Below are 20,849 nucleotides of genomic sequence, written 5' to 3'. Positions count from 1 at the left end.
CAATAAGATTATGAAAGACAAAAGTTACCTTATTCTATTAGTGCTATTTTTAAGCGCCTTACAAGTAAAAGCACAGTATTCATTTGACAACGTGCTTTATGGCGCAGCCTATTATCACGAATACATGCCTTACGAACGCCTGGATGAAGATATCCGGCTAATGAAAAAAGCAGGTCTGACAGTGGTGCGTGTAGGAGAATCTGCCTGGGGAATATTCGAGCCAAAGGAAGGAACCTTTGAATTTGAATGGATGGATCGCATCTTGGACAAGATGAATGCAGCGGGAATCAAAGTAATCTTGGGAACTCCCACCTATTCCATTCCTGCATGGCTGGCATACAAACATCCTGAAGTACTGGCAGAACATGCCAAAGGCAACAAAGCCTACTATGGAATCAGACAGAACATGGACTTTACGAATCCTACCTACCAATTCTATTGCGAACGGATTATCCGCAAAATGCTGGAAAGATATGCACAGCATCCTGCAGTCATCGGCTATCAGGTGGACAACGAAACAGAAGCACGCGGAGTAAACAACAGAGACTATTTCTTCGGATTCAGGAACTACATCAAGCAGAAATTCAACAACGACCTGAACCTGCTTGCCAAGGAATGGGGGATGAATTACTGGGGGATGAACATCAACACCTGGGAAGAGTTCTATCCGCGTGACGGAGTGACAAGTCCCTCGTACAAGAACGAATGGGAGCGCTATAACCGAAAGGAAGTAGCAGATTTCCTGAATTGGCAGTGCGACCTTGTAAATGAGTATAAGCGCAAAGACCAATTTGTCACCCATTGCTTTATGCCCGATTTCCATAACATAGACCAAGTGGAAAGTTTCAGGCAAATGCAATATCCTGCCATCAATGTCTATCACGATGTACAAGACAAACAAGACGGCCAGCGCATCGCTTATGCCGGTGACTTCGTGCGCACTGTAGCCGGGAACAATTACATCGTCATGGAAACCAACGCACAAGGCATCGGCTGGGATGCCCGTACCCAGTTTCCTCCCTACGACAACCAGCTGCGGCAGAATGTGTATGCCCATTATGCCTCCGGTGCCAATATGGTGGAATATTGGCACTGGTCTACCTTGCACTATGGACAGGAAACTTATTGGCGGGGAGTATTGGGGCATGACCTACAACCTAACCGCATATACAATGAGTTTGCCGCCACAGCCAAAGAACTGGAAAGAATAGGCAGCCACATCGTGAACCTGAAAAAGAAAAATCGGGTGGCTATCCTCTACAGTCATGATTCTTATCATGCTCTCGGTTTTATGCCCTACACTTATAAGAGTAATTATCCCATTGACATGGTGCATAAAGCCTCTATTTCCAAAACATCGAAACGGATATAATCCCTTGTGACAAGACAACCGATTTCAGCGGATATGACATGCTTGTCATCCCTCCTTTGTATGTGGCTACCGACCAATTGCTATCAGCCATTGATGAATTCGTACAGTCCGGTGGACACGTAGTGATGATGCACAAAAGCGGTTACTGCAACGAGCACTCCGCTGTTCGGGCCACATTGGCTCCCGGACCGCTACGCAAGGCCTGCGGCTTCTATTATCAGGAGTTCTCAACCATCGGTAACTTATCGTTAAAGGATAACCCCTTTCAACTGAACAGCAAGAACCAGATAAGCGACTGGTATGAATTCCTGATACCCGAGACAGCCACCCCACTGGCTTATGCAGAGCATCCGTTTTTCGGCAAATGGCCCGTTGTCACCGAAAACAAATATGGCAAAGGCAAACTGACCTACATAGGAGCCTACCCCTCGCAGGAGCTGCTGAATGCCATCGTGCGAAAGGCAGCCATCCATGCAGGTCTCATCTCTCCAGAAAACGACGTGTTCCCCATCATACAGCGTTCGGGAATAAACAAAGCCGGAAAAACCATCCGTTATATCTTCAACTACAGCGGAGAAAGCAAAGAAATCACTTATAACTATCCTGCATCCAAAGAGCTGGTTTCTGGCAAGACTGTAAAAGAAGGAGATAATGTTACACTGCCCCCTTGGGGAGTCCTTATCACGGAAGTTTATTAACAATCAGGAAAATGAGAAAGAAAATATTCATCCTTTTATTGCTAAGCGCTTTATATACCAATGCCCAAATTGTTCCAGACTGGGAAAATCCTATGGTAGTCGGCATCAACAAAGAGCCGTACCATGCTACACTGACATTGCCTTCGCAAAAAGACAATTGCAAAGAAATCATATCCCTGAACGGCAAGTGGCGATTCCATTGGTCTCCCGACCCGGGAAAACGCCCGACCGACTTCTACAAAAATGATTTCAATACCGCCACATGGGACACCATCATAGTGCCGGGAGCATGGCAATTGCAAGGTTATGGCAAACCTATCTATTCCAACGTAAACTATCCTTTCCAGAAGGATGCACCCAGAGTGACAAGCGATCCTCCCGCCGAATATTATAGTTACAAGCACAGAAATCCGATAGGCTCTTATGTTACCACGTTCGAGGTGAGCCCTGATATGAAAGACAAGCGCTTGTACCTTCACTTTGAAGGAGTAAAATCGGCCATGTATGTCTGGGTAAACGGAGAGCAGATAGGCTACAGCCAGAATTCAATGTCGCCTGCCGAGTTTGACATAACCGGGGTTGTGAAGAACGGGACCAATCGTCTGGCAGTGGAAGTATATCGGTGGTCGGACGGAAGTTATCTGGAAGACCAAGACATGTGGCGGCTTAGCGGAATACTCAGGCCAGTAGAGCTATGGGTACGCCCCCAGATGAACATCCGAGATTACAAGTTCAGCAGCGACTTGTCGGACGACATGCGTTCAGCTACATTCGGAACCAAAATCTGGATAAGAAACCAGACTGACCGCAAAGTAAAGGACCTGACCGTAGAAATAAGACTTGTGGGAAAAGACAACAAAGGGAATAAACTCGACAAAAAGATGGCAGCTCCCGTAGGTGCTATTCAGGCCTTTTCGGAAACGAGTGTCACGCTGTCCGAAATACTTCCGGAGCCTCAGCTATGGTCTGCCGAAAAACCGCATTTATATGATGTCAGCATCAAGCTTCTCAAGAAGAATGAACTTTTGGAATCGTTCAATTATCACTGGGGTATACGGAAAATAGAAATCGTGGGAGATGTCTTCAAAGTCAACGGGAAAGCCATCAAGCTGAAAGGAGTGAACCGTCACGACTTTCATCCCCGTATGGGATTCTTTGTCGACCGCCAAACGATGGAGAGAGATATCCGGTTGATAAAACAAGCCAACATCAACATGATACGCACGTCCCATTATCCACATCTGCCATTGCTGTACGAGCTATGTGACAAGTATGGAATCTACGTAATGGACGAAGCAAATCATGAAAGCCATGCCTACGGTTTGGGAAACAAAGTATTAGGAGATAACCCGCAATGGACACTGGCTCATGTGGATAGGGCAGTGGCAGTGGTGGAAAGGGACAAGAACCATCCATGCATCCTATTCTGGTCGTTAGGTAACGAGGGCGGAAGCGGTACCAATTTGCGAGCCATGGCAGACACTGTCCGTACCTTAGACCCTACCAGACCAATATACGACGATACAGACCGTACGGTATCTGACATCTATGACGAAGCCTATCTGCACCCCGACGCTTTGAAGGAACTTGGCGAGAAAATTACTGACCGCCCCGTATTCATGAGAGAGTATGCCTACGCCATGGGAAATTCCATCGGTAACCTCAAAGAGTATTGGGATGTGATTGAAAAAGACGAAAGCATTATCGGAGCTGCCATTTGGTGCTGGGTGGACCAAGGCATTCCTAAGAAGCTGAACGGTGCACCGCTAAGTTTCAATGAGAACTCCTCGTCACTCCCATTAATGCCCGATGAGTTCTGGGCATATGGAGGAGATTTTGGAGACTATCCCAACGACGGTCCCACCGGTATTAATGGCTTAGTATCTCCTGACCGAGTACCTCATCCTCATTACTATGAAGTGCAAAAAGTATATCAATACATCAAGTTCGAAAAGAAGGGAACACAGCAAATCAAATTGACTAATGGGTATATGTTTTCCGATTTGGACGAATTCGATTACAGCTATGAATGGATATGTAACGGACAAACAGTAAGTAGCGGTAATCTCCAGTTGCTCGGAGGAAATCTGCTGGAAGTACCTTCAAAGCCGGATGACAGTGGGGAACTTTGCCTCAACGTGTACGCCACACTGAAGGAACCTGCAATATGGGCAGAGAAAGGTTTCAAAGTAGCCAAAGAGCAACTTCCGTATCATGACTATGAATTTCCACAGTTGAAGAATGACGGCGGGAAGGCCACATTTAAGGAGACCCCCGAAACAGTAGAAATCACGACCGCTGACGCTTTATTCGCCATAGAAAAGAACAGTGGTGCTCTAGTGAGCTGGAAAATCAAAGGAAAAGAGCTGTTGTACAGTGTCCTGGAGCCTTATTTTTGGAAACCGGCAAATGACATTCAGGTCCGTAACGGCTACAACGAACGCTTGAGTGCTTGGAAAAATGCAGAGCAAAGACGTATCGTAAAAACATTCCAAACGACCGTAAACAATGGAATGGTGATTGTAGATGCCAAACTCTCCCTCTCCCAGATAGGAGCCGGCTACAATCTCCGCTATACAGTCGACGGCAAAGGCCGCATACAAATAGAAGCAAGCTATCAACCTGAAAGAGAAGATATTCCGTTGATACCCAAATTCGGTATGCGTATGAGAATGCCCTCGGCACTGAACCGGATAGCCTGGTATGGACGCGGCAAGTTCGAGAACTATCCCGACCGCAAAAGCGCCGCCTTCTTAGGAGTCTACGAGTGCGACATACACGAATTTATCACAAACTATATCGTACCGCAAGATAATGCCAACCGATGCGATACACGCTGGTTCATGCTGGGAGACAGTGAACGATGGAAAATACAAATCAAAGGTCTGCAACCGTTATGTTTCCGTATATGGCCCTACGGGGAAGAAGACCTGGAAGGGAAAGAGCATACACACGAACTGCCCGAACGCGACTTCATTAACTTGAATATCGACTCCAACATACACGGAGTAGGAGGAAACGACGGATGGGGCGCACAGACCATGAAACCATACACTATCGACGGCAATCGTTCCTACCGGTATGGGTTTATCATGGAGTATATGGGCCCAATAGAATAATCCGTTAATCAATGCATTCAAAAAATAGAAAAAAACATCTTATAAATAATAGTATGAAAAAAAACATCTTTAAAATGATTCTCCTATCTGCCTGTATCTTGCAGGGGAGTAGTGCATTGGCACAACAAGAGAAAGCCGAATCGGGCAAGTTCGCACCTACTTGGGAGTCCTTGTCCCAATACAGAGTACCCGAATGGTTCCGCAATGCCAAATTCGGCATCTGGGCGCACTGGGGTCCACAGTGTCAACCCGAAGCTGGCGACTGGTACGGTCGTGGTATGTACGAAGAAGGCAGCGCTGCCTACAAATGGCACCTCGAGCACTATGGCCACCCTTCCGAATTCGGTTTTAAGGACGTCATCAATGAATGGAAGGCCGAGAAATGGAACCCGGAAAAATTAGTGGCCCTTTTTAAGAAAACCGGTGCCCAATACTTCTTTGCCATGGGCAACCATCACGACAACATGGACTTGTGGGACAGTAAATACCAATCATGGAACTCCGTCAACATGGGCCCCAAACGAAACGTACTGGGTGAATGGGAGAAAGCAGCCCGTAAAAACAAACTGCCCTTCGGCGTCAGCATCCACTCCTCCATGCCTGGACGTGGTACGAAACCGCACAAGGAGCAGACAAGAAAGGCCCGTACGCAGGAATCTCTTACGATGCCCGCATACTGACAAAGGAAGACGGCAAGGGAAAATGGTGGGAAGGCTATGACCCGCAAGAACTATACGTACAGAATCATGCCCTGAGCGGACATGCTTGGGTGGCATGGGATTGGCCCGAAGGGACCTCCGTACCCCCACAAAGCTACTACGACAACTTCTTCGACCGTACTGTGGACATGATAAACAAGTATCACCCCGACTTGCTCTACTTCGATGACAGTGTACTCCCCTTCTGGCCCATCAACGATACGGGACTGAAAGTAGTCTCTCACTATTACAACCAGAACATGAAGCTTCACAAAGGCAAGCTCAATGCTGTAGTCTTCGGAAAGAAGCTGGAAGCTAAACATAAAGAGGCCATCGTATGGGATGTAGAAAAAGGGGTTCCATCGGAATGCCAGGACAAGGCGTGGCAAACCTGTAGTTGCTCGGTACTTGGCACTATAACCGCTCTGCTTACGAAGACAACTGGTATAAATCAGCCGAGACCGTCATCCACATGCTCATTGACATCGTCAGTAAAAATGGCAACCTATTACTAAGCGTACCCATGAAAGGAAACGGCACCATCGACGACAAGGAAGAAAAAATTCTGGAAGACATAGCCGCCTGGATGGAGGTGAACGGAGAAGGAATATTCGACACACGTCCCTGGTGTATTTATGGTGAAGGTCCCTCCACAGAAACAGCAATACCTTTGGACGGAGCAGGATTCAACGAAGGCAAGAACGCACCCTACACTTCTGCCGACATCCGGTTTGTGAAAAAAGGGAAATACTTGTATGCCCATATCATGAAATGGCCCTCAGACGGAAAAATACAGATAAAATCACTGGCTACCGGCAGTCCCTACTGCAAAGGAGAAATCGAAAAGGTAGAATTATTAGGAGGCGGAAAGGCAAAGTTCAGAAGAACTTCCAAAGGCTTGCTTATTGACCTTCCCAAAGACAAGACACCCAATCCTATTTCTTTGGTACTGAAAATCACTAACCGTTAAACTGCTGATATTGTATGAAAAAGGGATTCTTTTTAAGACTATTTGTCCTGCTGATGCTGATATTTTTCATAGCAGAACAAGGCAGAGCACAAACCTACCAACGCACCTCACAAGGCATAAAAAGCACTGTGCAAGGTATAAATATAGATATTAGCTTCTTCTCTCCTGTCACAGTGAGAATCTTAAAATCGCCTGACGGCTGGAAGTATACCAAAGAAAGCTTGTCGGTCATCGGGCAACCGGAAAAAGTAAAACTATCCGTTTCTTCGAAAGAGGGCATATTGACTATCAAAAGCCATCAGCTCACAGTCCATCTCAACGAAGAGACCGGACAGATAACTTTTGCCTCTTCCGATGGGAAATCGCTGTTGCAGGAACAAAATAAAGGCGCACGTTTTGATGATTTCAATGATGCCGGCACAAAAACCTTCAGCGTTTATCAATCGTTCACCTTAGAGAAAGACGAAGCTATTTATGGATTGGGACAATTGCAAAACGGCAAAATGTCGCAACGTAACCAGACCAAACGCCTTATCCAAGACAATCTTGAGGATGTGATTCCCTTCTTCCAGTCCGTCAAAGGCTACGGTCTCTTTTGGGACAACTATTCGCCAACCATCTTCAAAGACAATCAAGAAGAGACATCCTTTCTTTCTGAAGTCGGCGACTGCATTGACTACTACTTCATGTACGGCGAAAATGCCGATGGAGTAGTTGCCCAGATGCGCTACCTCACAGGACAAGTGCCCATGTTTCCATTATGGACATATGGATTCTGGCAAAGCCGTGAACGCTACAAAAGCCAAAAAGAGATTGTTGGCGTAGTGCAAAAATACCGCGAACTGGGTGTGCCCCTCGATGGAATTATCCAGGATTGGAGATACTGGGGAAGCAACTACTTGTGGAACGCAATGGATTTTTTGAACGAAGAATTCCCCGACCCCCAAAAAATGATGGAAGACATACACGGAATGAACGCCCACATTATTATCTCCATTTGGTCAGCTTTCGGACCACATACCAAACCCTATCGCGAGTTAGACAAAGGGAACATGCTCTTCAACTTCCGCACATGGCCCGAATCCGGTTCCGAGAAGTGGCCTCCCAATATGGACTATCCATCCGGTGCCCGCGTGTACGATGCCTACCATCCGCAAGCACGCGACATCTATTGGAAGTACCTGAACGAGAACCTACGTTCTGTGGGTATAGACGGCTGGTGGATGGACTCTACCGAACCCGACCATTTTCACCCCATTCCTGAAGATTTTGACACGCCCACCTATTTGGGGTCATTCCGTAAAGTACGCAATGCCTATCCTTTAATGAGTGTAGGTGGAGTGTACGACCACCAGCGTGCCGTAACTTCGGATAAACGCGTATTTATCCTTACCCGCTCAGCCTTTGCCGGCCAGCAACGTTATGGTGCCAATACATGGACAGGAGATATCACAGCATCATGGGAAGTTTTGGAGAAGCAAATACCTGCGGGATTAAACTTCTCACTATGCGGCATTCCCCATTGGAACAGCGATATCGGCGGATTCTTCCTATGGCAATATCCCTTGATGCTGGATGACCCGGATTATCGCGAGCTTTATGCCCGTTGGATACAGTTCGGTACATTCTGTCCCATGATGCGGTCACATGGGGAAGGTGCTCCCAGAGAAATCTATCAATTCGGCAAAAAAGGCGAGCCAATATACGATGCGATTGAGAAATACATTCGGTTACGCTACAGTTTGTTACCATACATCTACACAACTGCCTGGGAGGTAACTGCCAATCAGTCCAGCTTCATGCGTGCCTTGGCAATGGATTTTGCCCACGATCGCAACGTGTGGAACATCCACAATCAGTATATGTTTGGCAAATCCCTATTGGTATGCCCTGTAACCCAACCCATGTATACCCAAACAGTTTCGGACACCATCCGTGTAGAAGATTTCAGTACCGTTAAGTCTATGCGAATATATCTGCCTGAAAATACGGAATGGTATGATTTTTGGACCAATCAGAAACACTCCGGCGGACAATACATCGTGAAAGATACCCCTATTGACATTTTACCACTTTATGTGAAAGCAGGTTCCATCCTGCCAATAGGTCCCGAAGTGCAGTATAGCACCGAAAAATCATGGGACAACTTGGAGATAAAAGTGTATCCCGGTTGTAACGGCGAATTCACACTTTACGAAGACGAGAATGACAACTACAATTATGAAAAAGGAATGTACAGCACCATTACGATGAAATGGAATGACCGTACTCGCATGCTCACTATCGAAAATCGTAAAGGAGAGTTTTCCGGTATGTTGAAAGAACGGAAATTCAACATAGTAACTGCTGATGGCGCAAAAAAGGTAGTGGCTTATAATGGGAAAAAAGTAACGGTTAAAATGTAATGGTTTCTAAAAACAGCTATTAATTTGCATTATGGAAATAAATATTCGTATGAAAAAATATCATCATTATCTTACCCTTTTAAGTTTATTTATGCTGCTCGGCATCCTGAAATTGCAAGCAGCGATACAACTCCCTGCCATATTTTCCAACCATATGGTGCTACAACGTAACTCAGAACTTACTTTCTGGGGATGGGGTATTCCGGGAGAAACAATTTCCATCGCCCCCGAATGGATGAAAGGAGAAATAATCAAGACCCAAGTCAATAATACGGGGAAATGGTCGGCCCGTGTACCTTCCGGCGAAGCGGCGGACCTTATGAGATTCGTTTCAGCGGCTCGTCCGAAGTAACCTTGACCGATGTCATGCTGGGCGAAGTCTGGCTGTGTAGCGGGCAGTCCAACATGGAATGGAGCGCCAACCACGGCATAAAGAACGGAGACGAGGAAACGGCAAATGCCCATTGTCCCAATCTCCGGATTTTTCACGTGGCCAGAATAGCCGCCCCGTTCCCTCAAGAAAACTGTTTCTCGCAATGGACACAGTGCACGCCCGAAACGATGCGCAGCACGAGTGCCCTGGCCTACTTCTTCGGCCGCAACATCCAGGAAGAGCTGGACGTGCCGGTAGGAATCATCGTAGCCGCATGGGGCGGAACCACCGCCGAGACATGGACGCCCCGCGAATGCGTAATGAGCGACCCGGTCTTGTGCGACTATCCGTATGAATCCAATCCTTGGTTTCCGGCTGAAACAGGCACGTTGTACAACAGCATGATTTATCCCGTGATGCCCTACGGCATTGCCGGATGCATCTGGTATCAGGGAGAAGCCAACCAAGGCCGTGCCAGCTCCTACGCCCGGGTGATGCAGCGGCTGATAGGCTCGTGGCGTACCGGATTTAACAAGGAATTCCCATTCTATCTGGTCCAGATAGCCCCCTTCCAATACCACTCCAAAGACAACGGACCGGCACTGCTACGCGAGCAGCAGGCCATGTTGCCCGAAATGCTGGACAAGGTCAAGATGATTACCGTGTCAGATTTGGTGGACAATGTGCAGGACATCCATCCACGTGACAAAAGAAGCGTAGGCAAACGTCTCGCCAATCTTGCACTGGACGATACATACCATATATATGCAGGCCCCTATAAAAGCCCGGTCTTTGAAAGCGCCTGCCGCAAAGGCAATCATGTGACAATCTCTTTCAAAGACATAAAGAACGGACTGGCCGTACACGGAAAAAGGATAGAGGGGCTGATGATGGCCGCAGCCGGCCAGGAATGGCAAGAGGCCCGGGCCAGGATAGACGGGGGAAAGCTGATTGTCCCGGTAAAAGGAATCGAAGGCCCGGTTTCCATTCGCTACTGCTTTAGTGACGCTGCTCAAGGCAACCTTTTTTCAACGGAAGGCATCCCCTTAGCCCCCTTCCGGGCAGACAACATTGCCTCTTCTGAAAACATTCCGGTTTCTACAGACAGCGCTTTGGAAGAATCTTTTGAATTCTCGCCCAAGTTCTCTACCGGCAATGCCAATCCCCTTCTCGACTTCCAATACATGGCCGACCCCACAGCAGTGGTGCACGACGGCCGCATTTATGTGTACGGCACTAACGACCACCAGCAATATGATGTAGTGGGCCGTAACGGGAAAAACACCTATCAGCACATCCATTCGCTGACGATGGTCTCTTCCGATGACATGGTGAACTGGACCTATCACGGAGTAATCAATGTAAAGGCTCTGGCTCCCTGGGGAATGGCTTCGTGGGCACCTTCCATGCTTCGCGCAAGGAGGCCGACGGCAAAACACACTTCTATCTGTACTACTCCAACAGCGGTTCCGGTGTAGGTATGCTGACCGCCACTTCCCCCGTGGGGCCCTGGACAGACCCATTGGGCAAATGCGTGGTAGACGGCAATACTCCAGGACTCGGCAAGTGCAAGGCTCCCTTCGACCCGGGAGTAGTCATCGACGACAAGGGCATCGGCTGGCTCTCCTTTGGCGGGGGCGACAGCGACGATACATTCCCGGAGACGCACGCATCGTGCGGCTGGCAAATGACATGAAGACGCTGGACAGCGAAATAGTTGAAATAAAAGCGCCATACCACTTTGAAGCAAACGAACTGAACTATCTGAACGGCACTTGGATTTACACCTACAACACCAACTGGAAGAACCGGGATGCATGGCCCCACAAGGATATAGACAAGCCGAGCCGGTGCTGCATGAGCTACATGACGAGCCGCACGCCACTTGAGACAGACAGCTGGACCTACCGTGACAACTACTTCAAAAATCCCGGCGACTATGGCATGTCCGACAGCAACAACCATACGCATCTGGCAAAATTTCAAGGGAAGTACTATCTCTTCTACCACTCACTGGGCTTGCAGGACAGCCGCGACCTCAAAGTGGGCGTCCGCAGTATCTGCGTGGAAGAAATAGAGGTAGACGAAAAGAACCTCACTATCCACATGGGCACAGCCACAGCCAAGGGCGTTTCACAAATCAAGCCTCTCGACCCGTTTGCGCAGCAACAGGCCGAGACCACAGCCGCCACACGCGGCGTTGCCTTTGAACCGACCGGACAGACGGGCAACATGGCTGCCGTAGGAAACAAGAGCGGACAGACCATCTGTGTCCGCGGTGCGGAATTCCCGCAATCACCTCAAGCCATACAGATGAAGATAAAAGGGAAAGGCTCCATCGAAATACACATGGACAGTCCAGACGGTCCGCTCCTATCCACCTTGACCTTTGATACCGATACGTGGCAAACATTGACAAAGCCGTTGGACAAACAGATTAAAGGTAAACACGATATTTACTTCGTATTCGGAAACGGAAAGTTCTTATTTGACGAATGGAAATTCACAAAATAATGAATCCGTCGGCAGAATCTGCCCGGTATCTCTTCACCCTTGTGATGATATCGCTGCACAATTTGAGCCAACACACAACAAGCCAGCAAGTTACTTTGCCAGCGTATTGCCACCATATTGGCAAAGTTTTGCCATGCCTTTGGCAAAGCTTTGCCAATGTGGTGGCAAAACCTTGCCAACTTGTCGGCAAGAAAGACAAAAGCAACATCGCTGTCCGCAAAGAGGCGGAAGCACGTCCTCAATATAATTTCTGCTAACGGGAAAGAGACTGATTGGTTCCATTAGTGGGCAGAAGTTTTAAAAATGGAACGGATTTGGCACAATAGTTCCGCGTAAATTCTCATTTATCGAACAAAAATTGTATTTTTGCCTGCAACTGAAAAATCAGTAATATCATAGAATAGACAATTCCCGAACAAATATGAGCGAAGATTTTGAAGCACCGAAAGATGATTTGGACAAGGAACTCCCGGCCGGGAGCGAAGAACACTCGGATTACAAACCTGCGGACGCAAAGGATGCCAATATAAAGCACCAATTGAGCGGCATGTACCAAAACTGGTTTTTGGACTATGCCTCATATGTTATATTGGAACGTGCCGTACCCCATATCATGGATGGCCTGAAACCCGTACAGCGACGTATCCTGCACTCCATGCGCCGTATGGAAGACGGACGCTACAACAAGGTGGCGAACATCGTGGGACACACCATGCAGTTCCATCCGCACGGTGATGCTTCTATCGGCGATGCCCTGGTACAGCTGGGACAAAAAGACTTGCTCGTGGATTGCCAGGGAAACTGGGGTAACATTCTGACAGGTGACAGCGCCGCTGCCCCCCGTTATATCGAAGCACGCCTCTCCAAGTTCGCACTGGACGTGGTATTCAATCCCAAGACCACCGAATGGAAACTCTCTTATGACGGGCGAAACAAAGAACCGGTTACACTACCGGTAAAATTCCCACTGCTGCTTGCACAAGGTGTGGAAGGCATTGCCGTAGGCCTGTCATCCAAAATATTGCCACATAACTTCAACGAGTTGTGCGATGCTTCCATCAGCTATCTGCACAACGAAGAATTCAAGCTGTACCCCGACTTCCAGACGGGAGGCAGCATCGATGTATCCAAATACAACGACGGTGAACGTGGCGGTGCCATACGCGTACGCTCCAAGATAGAGAAGATAGACAACAAGACACTTGCCATTAAAGAAATTCCTTACGGGAAAACGGTGGCCAGTGTATGCGACTCCATCGTAAAGGCCAGCGAAAAAGGGAAAATCAAGATACGTAAGGTAGAGGACCTGACATCCGGCAGTGTGGAAATACTGGTGCATCTGGCCCCGGGCGTATCATCCGACAAGACCATCGATGCCCTCTACGCCTTCACCGACTGTGAAGTGAGCATCTCTCCCAACTGCTGTGTCATCGATGACCAAAAGCCCCACTTCCTCACCGTGAGCGACGTATTGCGCAAATCAGTGGACAACACGCTGGCACTGCTACGCCAGGAACTGGAAATCCGCAAGGGTGAGATACTGGAAAGCCTGCACTTCGCTTCACTCGAAAAGATATTCATTGAAGAACGTATTTACAAGGATAAGGAGTTTGAACAAGCCAAAAACATGGATGCCGCCTGCGAACATATCGATGAGCGCCTGACTCCCTACTACCCGACTTTTATCCGCGAAGTGACCAAGGAAGACATCCTCCGGCTGATGGAGATAAAGATGGCACGCATCCTCAAGTTCAACTCCGACAAGGCAGAAGAGCTGATAGCACGCATGCGAAAGGACATAGAGGAGATAGACCGCCATCTGGCAAACATCGTGGAATATACCGTAAGCTGGTTCCGCATGTTGCAGGAGAAGTACGGCAAAGCCTTCCCCCGCCGCACGGAACTGCGTAACTTCGACATCATCGAAGCAACCAAAGTCATCGAAGCCAACGAAAAGCTGTACATCAACCGCGAAGAGGGTTTCATCGGAACGGGATTGAAGAAAGACGAGTTCATAGGCAACTGTTCGCCCATCGATGATGTCATCATCTTCTTCCGCGATGGAAAGTACATCATCACCCCCGTTGCCGACAAGAAATTCGTGGGCAAGAACATCCTCTATGCCAACATCTTCAAGAAGAACGACAAACGTACCATCTACAACGTCTGCTACCGCGACGGCAAGGAGGGTACAAGCTATATCAAGCGTTTTGCTGTCACCTCCATCGTGCGCGACCGCGAATACGACGTGACACAAGGCACCCCCGACTCGCGCATCACCTACTTCACCGCCAATCCCAACGGAGAAGCCGAAATCATCAAGGTAACCCTGAAACCCAATCCGCGCGTGCGCCGCATCATCTTCGAGGAAGATTTCAGCAACATCAATATCAAGGGACGGCAGGCCATGGGAAACATACTCACGAAACTCCCCGTACACAAGATAGCCTTGAAACAACGTGGAGGCTCCACGCTGGGCGGACGGAAAGTCTGGTTCGACCGTGATGTGCTACGTCTCAACTACGACGGACGCGGAGAATATCTCGGAGAATTCCAGAGCGAAGACACCATCCTTGTCGTACAGAACAGCGGAGAGTTCTATGCCACCAACTTCGACCTGAACAACCACTACGATGACGGCATACGCGTATTGGAGAAATACGACCCGAACAAAGTATGGACCGCCGTGCTCTACGATGCCGACCAGCAGAACTATCCTTACATCAAGCGTTTCTGCTTCGAGGCAACCGCCCGCAAGCAGAACTACTTGGGAGAAAACAAGAACAGCAGCCTCATTCTGCTGACAGATGAGTGCTACCCGCGTTTGGAAGTTGTGTTTGGCGGCCACGACAATTTCCGAGAGCCGATGGTGGTGGAAGCCGACGAATTCATCGCCGTAAAAGGCTTCAAGGCAAAAGGCAAGCGCCTGACCACCTATACCGTAGAAACCATCAACGAACTGGAGCCTACCCGCCAACCTGAACCCTCGCAGGCAACCGAAGAGCAGGAAGCGGATGAAGAACCGGAAATTCTGGACCCCGACCACGGTAAAAGTGAAGGAGACATACTGGACGAGATGACAGGACAGATGAAACTTTTTTAAGGATTAAGGATTAGGGATTAATGGTTAAGGATTAGGGATTAGCACGTAAAGTAAGATGAAACGAACAAGCAAATGTAACTCAATTCTCCTCCTCCGGGGAGGAGGAGTACCCGAAGGGGGAGGTGGTAGCGACACCCTACAGATGGTAGCATTAAAAACAATCATCCTCTGCTTCCTCCTTTTAGGAAGCATCAGCCTGAGGGCACAAGATGCGCCACAGAAAGACTTCGCCCAAGAGCTGCGGGCAGACTCTGCCAGCCGCAACCGCCTCATCACCCGTGCCACCCTGTACGGCGTAGGCTTCACCAACGTGTTCGACACTTATCTTTCACCGCAGGAGTACAAGGGAATAGATTTCCGTATCTCCCGCGAAAGCATGCGGATGACCCGGCTGATGGACGGCAACGTCTCCCTGCAAACCCTCTTCCAGGCAGACTTGGGATATACCCACAACAAAGTGGACAATAACAATACATTCTCCGGACTGGCCAACTGGAACTACGGCCTGCATTATAATTTTCCAATCACGGGTAATTTCAAACTGCTTGCCGGAGGAGTCGGCGACTTCAACGGTGGCTTTGTCTATAATCTGCGCAACGGCAACAACCCTGCCCAAGCACGTGCCTATATCAACCTTGCCGCATCGGGAATGGCTATTTGGGACTTGCGCATCAAGAACCGTCCCATCACACTACGCTATCAGGTGAATCTTCCCTTGGCAGGCATCATGTTCATGCCCAACTACGGACAATCCTATTACGAGATATTCACATTGGGACATTGGGACGGAGTAGTGAACTTCACCTCCCTGCACAACCAGCCCTCTCTGAGACAAATGCTGACCGCAGACTTTCCGGTGGGGCGTGCCCGGATGCGTTTTGCTTACATATGGGACGCACAACAGTCCAAAGTAAACGAAATAAAGACACATACTTACTCGCACGTATTCATGGTGGGGTTCGTAAAGGAACTCTATCTGTTTCCTAACAAGAGAAAGTAAAAAGTGACAAGGTGATAAACGAATAAGATGATAAGGATAATGTGCATGAAAAGAAGATATATTTTAATAATTTGGAGCATCCTACTCACGTTACTGCCCCTATTGAACGGATGTATTCGTGAGGAAGAGTTCGACAATACCCCACAAGGCAATTTCGAAGCCTTGTGGAAAATAATAGACGAACAGTACTGTTTCCTGGACTACAAGCAAATAGACTGGAATGCCATCCATGACAAGTACCAACCGCTCATTACCCCGGGAATGAGCTACGACGGTCTGTTCCAGGAACTGGGCAACATGCTCGCCGAACTGAAGGACGGCCATGTCAACCTCTATGCCTCCCACAACATGGCACGCTACTGGGACTGGTACCTGGACTATCCCCGCAACTTCAACGAAAGTATCATCGAAAAGTATCTGGGGAGAGACTACCGCATTGCCGGAGGCGCCAAATACACCATCTTGGAGGACAACATAGGATACGTCTATTACGGTGATTTCTCCAGCGGCATCGGAAACGGTAACCTGGATGAGATTCTGTTATACCTTTCCGCTTGCAACGGCCTGATTATCGACGTGCGCAACAATGGTGGCGGCAACCTGACAAACGCCACCCGAATGGCACAACGCTTCACGAATGAAAAAGTACTGACGGGATATATCCAACACAAGACCGGCAAAGGCCATAGCGATTTTTCAGATCCGACTCCCATTTATGTGGAACCTTCCAACAGTATCCGCTGGCAAAAAAAGGTAATTGTCTTGACCAACCGTCATTCCTATAGTGCAACCAATGATTTTGTCAATACCATGCGCTGTTTTCCCAATGTCACCCTGGTTGGTGATAAAACCGGTGGCGGGTCGGGCCTGCCATTCTCTTCGGAACTGCCCAACGGATGGGGGGTACGCTTTTCTGCCAGCCCGCACCTCGATGCCCAAAAGCAGCATATCGAATTTGGCATCGACCCGGACAAGAAAGTGGATATGAGCAAGGAGGATGAAGACAATGACCTGGACACCATCATTGAGGAAGCAAGAAAAATGCTGAAAGTAAAAACATAAAATGACTTTATCCATCAAACTATTTGCCAAAACGAAAAATCTTCCTATCTTTGTCCTCGCTAAACGAAATTACTCCGCGGGTGTGGCGTAATTGGCAGCCGCGCCAGACTTAGGATCTGGTGCCGTGAGGCGTGTAGGTTCGAGTCCTATCACCCGCACTCATTTTGCATTAATAATGAAGACAAACAACTAAAGAGAGGGTACTTTAATAAGTATCCTCTTTTTTATGCAATATAACAAAGAATCCGGGTCGGAAGAAAGGGGGACACAAGCACCGTGTAACTTGTCACGTTCTTTCCCGGTGCATTCCCCCTGCTGGGTCAGCCGTCCGAGATTTCATTGAGAACACATGATAAAAAACTCCTTGCATACTACGCATTTGTATACAAGGAGTTTTTGTTAAGAAGCAGTACTAAAAGCATTGCAAGACAAAAGGAAAACTAAGGATATTCATTTCAAGTCATACCTGTCAAAACTACGATATTCCTTTTTCATTTGCAGCCACTCTTGCCGTTCCTTCACGTTCCTTGTGGTATCCGAATCATACATTCCCCATCTTTCGTAACTAAGAGGCTCTTCATCAACTACTACTTTGGATGAAAGTTTATTTTTTATGATTCCCCAAAAAGGAATACGCAAATGCAAAGTGTCATTACTCCATTTATAATATATTGGGAATATAGCACCGATGTAGTTAAGCCTTATGTAATTATCTTTAGGTAATGCCCCTTTGAATTTATAAGGAATGAGATAGATGCCCTCCCCAAAATCCTCTTCAGGTCCATACGTCAGAAGTGTCCACAATATACCTGTATGAAAGATTACCGTCAAACAATGCCCTTTTGAGTCTTCTGTGTCATAATAATAATTTTTCACTGTTCTGTTGAACAAAAAAAATCCCCAAGGGGAGTAATAAAATACTCCCCCAATAAGAATTGCTAAAAGCATTAGACGGTTACGTCTCTTTTTCTTTATCTTCACTTTACTTAAAATTTAACTCATATCCACGTTTCTGAAATATATGTGATATGGGAGTCTCACCATAGAATCCTTTAGCTCCTTTATTTTTAGCCTCTAATAAATACATTGGTAACAGCAATCTGTTGTTTCTTGCCAACTGCAAAGCCCCGAATGCCGTGTAAGTCACTTCTGCCGAAAACCCTCCTCTTCGGGCAACCATTCCCGCCAATATATTGCCGGCATCACGTCTTGAAACATATTTCCCCTTGCCGAACTGTGAACCTTTATAGGGGTCACCATGCTTGATGTCGAAATATTCTCCGTTATTGGCGTTCAGTGCATAAATGGCCAACTCTAACGGCTTCATCTTCAGAGTGGAAAGATACCTGAAACGGGTGAACACCATTCGGGAGGCCTCAAAAGAGTCAAAATCAATTTGACCATACGCCTCTTTCGTATCCGGTTTAACAAACGAATCCCATTCATAAGTCTCCCCCATTCTATCACCTCCGGCAGCTGTATTGGTAGAAGAATAATTCTCAGCCAATTCCTGTTTGGTTCCTTCAAAGTCCGTATTATGCTTGTATACTCCTAAATCTCCATCATTAAATACGGCTACCACACCACCCAAAGAATCTGTATGAGTAGAAGCCAGGCAACCGGTAGGGTCAATGTACTTTATAGGGTTATTCAAACAATAAGTATAAGAACTGGCCGAGTATTCCATTTCCGCCAGCGGGTCAACCGTTGTAAACCGCCCTAACGCTGCATTATAATGACGTGCACCATAGTCATACCAGTTCAAACCTTTCTTCGAGTCATACTCCTTGCCGTTATACTTATAAAGCTGAATACTGCCTGCACTTGCAAACACTCCTCCGAAAGGATAGTAATGGTTCGTTTCCTCTACCGCTCCACTCTGGCTGATGACTACACGGTTGTTTCCCTGATGGTCTTTCAAGTAGTAATAATACATTATATTGAATGCCGCTAATTCCCTTGTTCAAATCTGAAAAAGGCTATCCTAACATGTAAGATATAGAATATCCGATGTTAGGATAGCGATTAAAATCATTCTACTTGAGATAATCAACTCACATCAGAGCAAGATAACACCTCATATTTATCATTCTTTCTTAATGCAAATATAGATGGAGTTTCATTTTCATAATAAAGCCCTATACTACCGGTATGATGAAAATAGAAGAAGAATTGTTCCCTTGAGTTATATATAAAGTTTCCATAAGGAGCAATTCCTTTCATAATACAATCTAATGCAACAGATAGGTAAGCATCCCAATCATTACAGACACAACAGCCAGAATACCCCTTAGCAATATTCGAATCTTGCAATATATGCAAGTAAGATACCGTTTCTTTAGACAAGAATTGAGGGTCGTAGCAAAATGTATTCTCTTGAATATTCCAAGTATCTATGCAAAAGTCCCACCATGATGGACTAAAGATAGATAATTCATCTACAACTGTACCAAACAAATCACAAAATAGAGATTTCATGTCGTCAATGCTAACTGAATCTTTTTTTATGTATATTTCGATTTTATGCCCTTGAACATCAATACAAGAATCAGAATCAAACTTTACCCAACAGAATGGGAAAGATTCACCTTCTTGCATTTTTAATATCTGTTTTCTCATTTCGAAAGCTCCTTCAATGGGATAAAAATCCCTACATCACTTTTATGTTTATTAATTATGAAATTCCCATACTTATCAGCATCTTTATGCCATTCTAAGCCTTTACTTGTCTCTTTATAAACTTTATAAAAACTACCGCCATGCTTTGTCTGGTCTTTTACCCACCATAGCCCATCTGATTTACTTTTATAAAATAGGCCTCTAATGGGATGTTTCATTACTTTAGAGGATCCTTGTTTGGTCAAACTCCATAATCCTCTAATTGTATTCAAGTTTGATACCTTTGCAAAACCTGGTAAAGGAGGGGTTCCCGCCATTGGAGCAACACCCGTTATTACTCCATCTGTTCCTACCTTATATGTAAACCGCGTTTGTTCACTATAATAGGTAGAGCCAATATCTAAAAAATAATAACCCACATACCCCCAAAAGCCGGAAATTGGTTTTGAAGCTCTAGTCCCTACTTTTGTCAAAGCATTAGGTACAGAAACAGCCACCTCATCCAAAGCCACAACATCCTTCTTCGGATCGAATTTATTCCAATCAACGTCCTTTACATCTACAGTATCAGTTCCCAACGGATCAATATAATTCAACGGATTATTTAAGCAATAAGTGAACGGGCTCGTTGAATAATAGTTTTCAGCAGAAGAATCAACCGTCGTAAACCTTCCCAGCGCCACATCATACATGCGTGTCCCATAATCATACCAATTCAACCCCTTCTTGCCATCAAGTTCTTTACCGTTGTATTTGTAAGGCTGCACATTGCCTGAGCTTGCAAATACCCCACCAAAAGGATAGTAATGATTCGCTTCCTCAACAGCACCGGTAGAACTGAGGACTACGCGGTTGTTCCCCTAATGGTCCTGCAGGTAATAGTAATACTTCTTGTCCGAAAGCGTAACATACCCCG

At 46.9% G+C, this 20,849-nt stretch carries 15 protein-coding genes, 1 tRNA gene and 2 pseudogenes; 14 read left to right on the top strand and 4 right to left on the bottom strand.

The window, feature by feature from the left end; all coding sequences use genetic code 11:
• Positions 1–10: 10 nt before the first annotated feature.
• The 14 genes and pseudogenes from JCM16496_RS15410 (at position 11) to JCM16496_RS15355 (ending at position 17,472) form a co-directional block, all read left to right on the top strand.
• A complete protein-coding gene (locus tag JCM16496_RS15410; RefSeq protein ID WP_244440416.1) occupies positions 11–1,372 on the top strand; it encodes a beta-galactosidase in 1,362 nt (453 codons plus the stop codon).
• A complete protein-coding gene (locus JCM16496_RS24050) occupies positions 1,357–2,070 on the top strand; it encodes a beta-galactosidase trimerization domain-containing protein (RefSeq protein WP_369346671.1) in 714 nt (237 codons plus the stop codon). The genes JCM16496_RS15410 and JCM16496_RS24050 overlap by 16 nt, the downstream gene beginning before the upstream one ends.
• An 11-nt stretch (positions 2,071–2,081) precedes the next feature.
• Positions 2,082–5,189: a glycoside hydrolase family 2 TIM barrel-domain containing protein gene (locus JCM16496_RS15405; protein WP_025835410.1), complete on the top strand. Its 3,108-nt coding sequence runs from the start codon at positions 2,082–2,084 to the stop codon at positions 5,187–5,189.
• A gap of 53 nt (positions 5,190–5,242) precedes the next feature.
• Positions 5,243–6,857: pseudogene (locus JCM16496_RS22075) on the top strand (alpha-L-fucosidase).
• Positions 6,858–6,871: 14 nt separating this feature from the next.
• Positions 6,872–9,262, top strand: a complete 2,391-nt coding sequence (locus tag JCM16496_RS15385) for a glycoside hydrolase family 31 protein (protein WP_025835405.1) — start codon at positions 6,872–6,874, stop codon at positions 9,260–9,262.
• A 49-nt stretch (positions 9,263–9,311) separates the two neighbouring features.
• Positions 9,312–9,614, top strand: a complete 303-nt coding sequence (locus tag JCM16496_RS24040; RefSeq protein WP_244440414.1) for a hypothetical protein — start codon at positions 9,312–9,314, stop codon at positions 9,612–9,614.
• Positions 9,542–11,113: a sialate O-acetylesterase gene (locus JCM16496_RS24035; protein WP_244440413.1), complete on the top strand. Its 1,572-nt coding sequence runs from the start codon at positions 9,542–9,544 to the stop codon at positions 11,111–11,113. Before JCM16496_RS24040 ends, JCM16496_RS24035 begins: the two co-directional genes overlap by 73 nt.
• Positions 11,029–11,331, top strand: a complete 303-nt coding sequence (locus tag JCM16496_RS24030; protein WP_244440412.1) for a family 43 glycosylhydrolase — start codon at positions 11,029–11,031, stop codon at positions 11,329–11,331. Before JCM16496_RS24035 ends, JCM16496_RS24030 begins: the two co-directional genes overlap by 85 nt.
• Positions 11,328–12,149, top strand: a complete 822-nt coding sequence (locus JCM16496_RS24025; RefSeq protein WP_244440411.1) for a carbohydrate-binding protein — start codon at positions 11,328–11,330, stop codon at positions 12,147–12,149. The genes JCM16496_RS24030 and JCM16496_RS24025 overlap by 4 nt, the downstream gene beginning before the upstream one ends.
• Complete coding sequence (locus JCM16496_RS23085; protein WP_209441621.1) at positions 12,149–12,406, top strand: hypothetical protein; 258 nt, start codon at positions 12,149–12,151, stop codon at positions 12,404–12,406. Before JCM16496_RS24025 ends, JCM16496_RS23085 begins: the two co-directional genes overlap by 1 nt.
• A 164-nt stretch (positions 12,407–12,570) precedes the next feature.
• A complete protein-coding gene (locus tag JCM16496_RS15370) occupies positions 12,571–15,252 on the top strand; it encodes a DNA gyrase/topoisomerase IV subunit A (RefSeq protein ID WP_025835401.1) in 2,682 nt (893 codons plus the stop codon).
• A 142-nt stretch (positions 15,253–15,394) separates the two neighbouring features.
• Entirely contained in the window at positions 15,395–16,252 is an 858-nt protein-coding gene (locus JCM16496_RS15365; protein ID WP_025835398.1) for a DUF3316 domain-containing protein, read from the top strand.
• A 45-nt stretch (positions 16,253–16,297) separates the two neighbouring features.
• Positions 16,298–17,314: a S41 family peptidase gene (locus JCM16496_RS15360; protein WP_025835395.1), complete on the top strand. Its 1,017-nt coding sequence runs from the start codon at positions 16,298–16,300 to the stop codon at positions 17,312–17,314.
• A 76-nt stretch (positions 17,315–17,390) separates the two neighbouring features.
• Positions 17,391–17,472 (top strand) — tRNA-Leu (locus JCM16496_RS15355).
• A gap of 292 nt (positions 17,473–17,764) precedes the next feature.
• On the opposite strand, the gene JCM16496_RS15350 is transcribed toward JCM16496_RS15355, so the two are convergent.
• The 4 genes and pseudogenes from JCM16496_RS15350 to JCM16496_RS22065 all read right to left on the bottom strand — a co-directional run.
• Entirely contained in the window at positions 17,765–18,295 is a 531-nt protein-coding gene (locus JCM16496_RS15350) for a hypothetical protein (protein ID WP_128809649.1), read from the bottom strand.
• A 1-nt stretch (position 18,296) separates the two neighbouring features.
• Entirely contained in the window at positions 18,297–19,250 is a 954-nt protein-coding gene (locus JCM16496_RS25010) for an RHS repeat-associated core domain-containing protein (protein WP_128809648.1), read from the bottom strand.
• A gap of 113 nt (positions 19,251–19,363) precedes the next feature.
• Entirely contained in the window at positions 19,364–19,933 is a 570-nt protein-coding gene (locus JCM16496_RS15340) for a hypothetical protein (protein ID WP_244440410.1), read from the bottom strand.
• Between the two features lie 560 nt (positions 19,934–20,493).
• Positions 20,494–20,849 (bottom strand): annotated as a pseudogene (locus JCM16496_RS22065) (RHS repeat-associated core domain-containing protein); the annotation flags it as partial.

This window comes from Bacteroides rodentium JCM 16496 (assembly GCF_000614125.1).
GTDB lineage: Bacteria > Bacteroidota > Bacteroidia > Bacteroidales > Bacteroidaceae > Bacteroides > Bacteroides rodentium.
This window is presented reverse-complemented; position numbering and strand designations above follow the sequence as displayed.

Bases quoted from the DNA above. Each gene is read 5' to 3' on its own strand.
- JCM16496_RS15360 (WP_025835395.1), top strand. From the start codon at position 16,298: ATGAAAAGAAGATATATTTTAATAATTTGGAGCATCCTACTCACGTTA.
- JCM16496_RS24035 (WP_244440413.1), top strand. From the start codon at position 9,542: ATGGTCGGCCCGTGTACCTTCCGGCGAAGCGGCGGACCTTATGAGATT.
- JCM16496_RS15365 (WP_025835398.1), top strand. From the start codon at position 15,395: ATGGTAGCATTAAAAACAATCATCCTCTGCTTCCTCCTTTTAGGAAGC.
- JCM16496_RS24025 (WP_244440411.1), top strand. From the start codon at position 11,328: ATGAAGACGCTGGACAGCGAAATAGTTGAAATAAAAGCGCCATACCAC.
- JCM16496_RS15340 (WP_244440410.1), bottom strand. From the start codon at position 19,933: ATGAGAAAACAGATATTAAAAATGCAAGAAGGTGAATCTTTCCCATTC.
- JCM16496_RS15410 (WP_244440416.1), top strand. From the start codon at position 11: ATGAAAGACAAAAGTTACCTTATTCTATTAGTGCTATTTTTAAGCGCC.
- JCM16496_RS15405 (WP_025835410.1), top strand. From the start codon at position 2,082: ATGAGAAAGAAAATATTCATCCTTTTATTGCTAAGCGCTTTATATACC.
- JCM16496_RS25010 (WP_128809648.1), bottom strand. From the start codon at position 19,250: ATGTATTATTACTACTTGAAAGACCATCAGGGAAACAACCGTGTAGTC.
- JCM16496_RS15370 (WP_025835401.1), top strand. From the start codon at position 12,571: ATGAGCGAAGATTTTGAAGCACCGAAAGATGATTTGGACAAGGAACTC.
- JCM16496_RS23085 (WP_209441621.1), top strand. From the start codon at position 12,149: ATGAATCCGTCGGCAGAATCTGCCCGGTATCTCTTCACCCTTGTGATG.
- JCM16496_RS24040 (WP_244440414.1), top strand. From the start codon at position 9,312: ATGAAAAAATATCATCATTATCTTACCCTTTTAAGTTTATTTATGCTG.
- JCM16496_RS15385 (WP_025835405.1), top strand. From the start codon at position 6,872: ATGAAAAAGGGATTCTTTTTAAGACTATTTGTCCTGCTGATGCTGATA.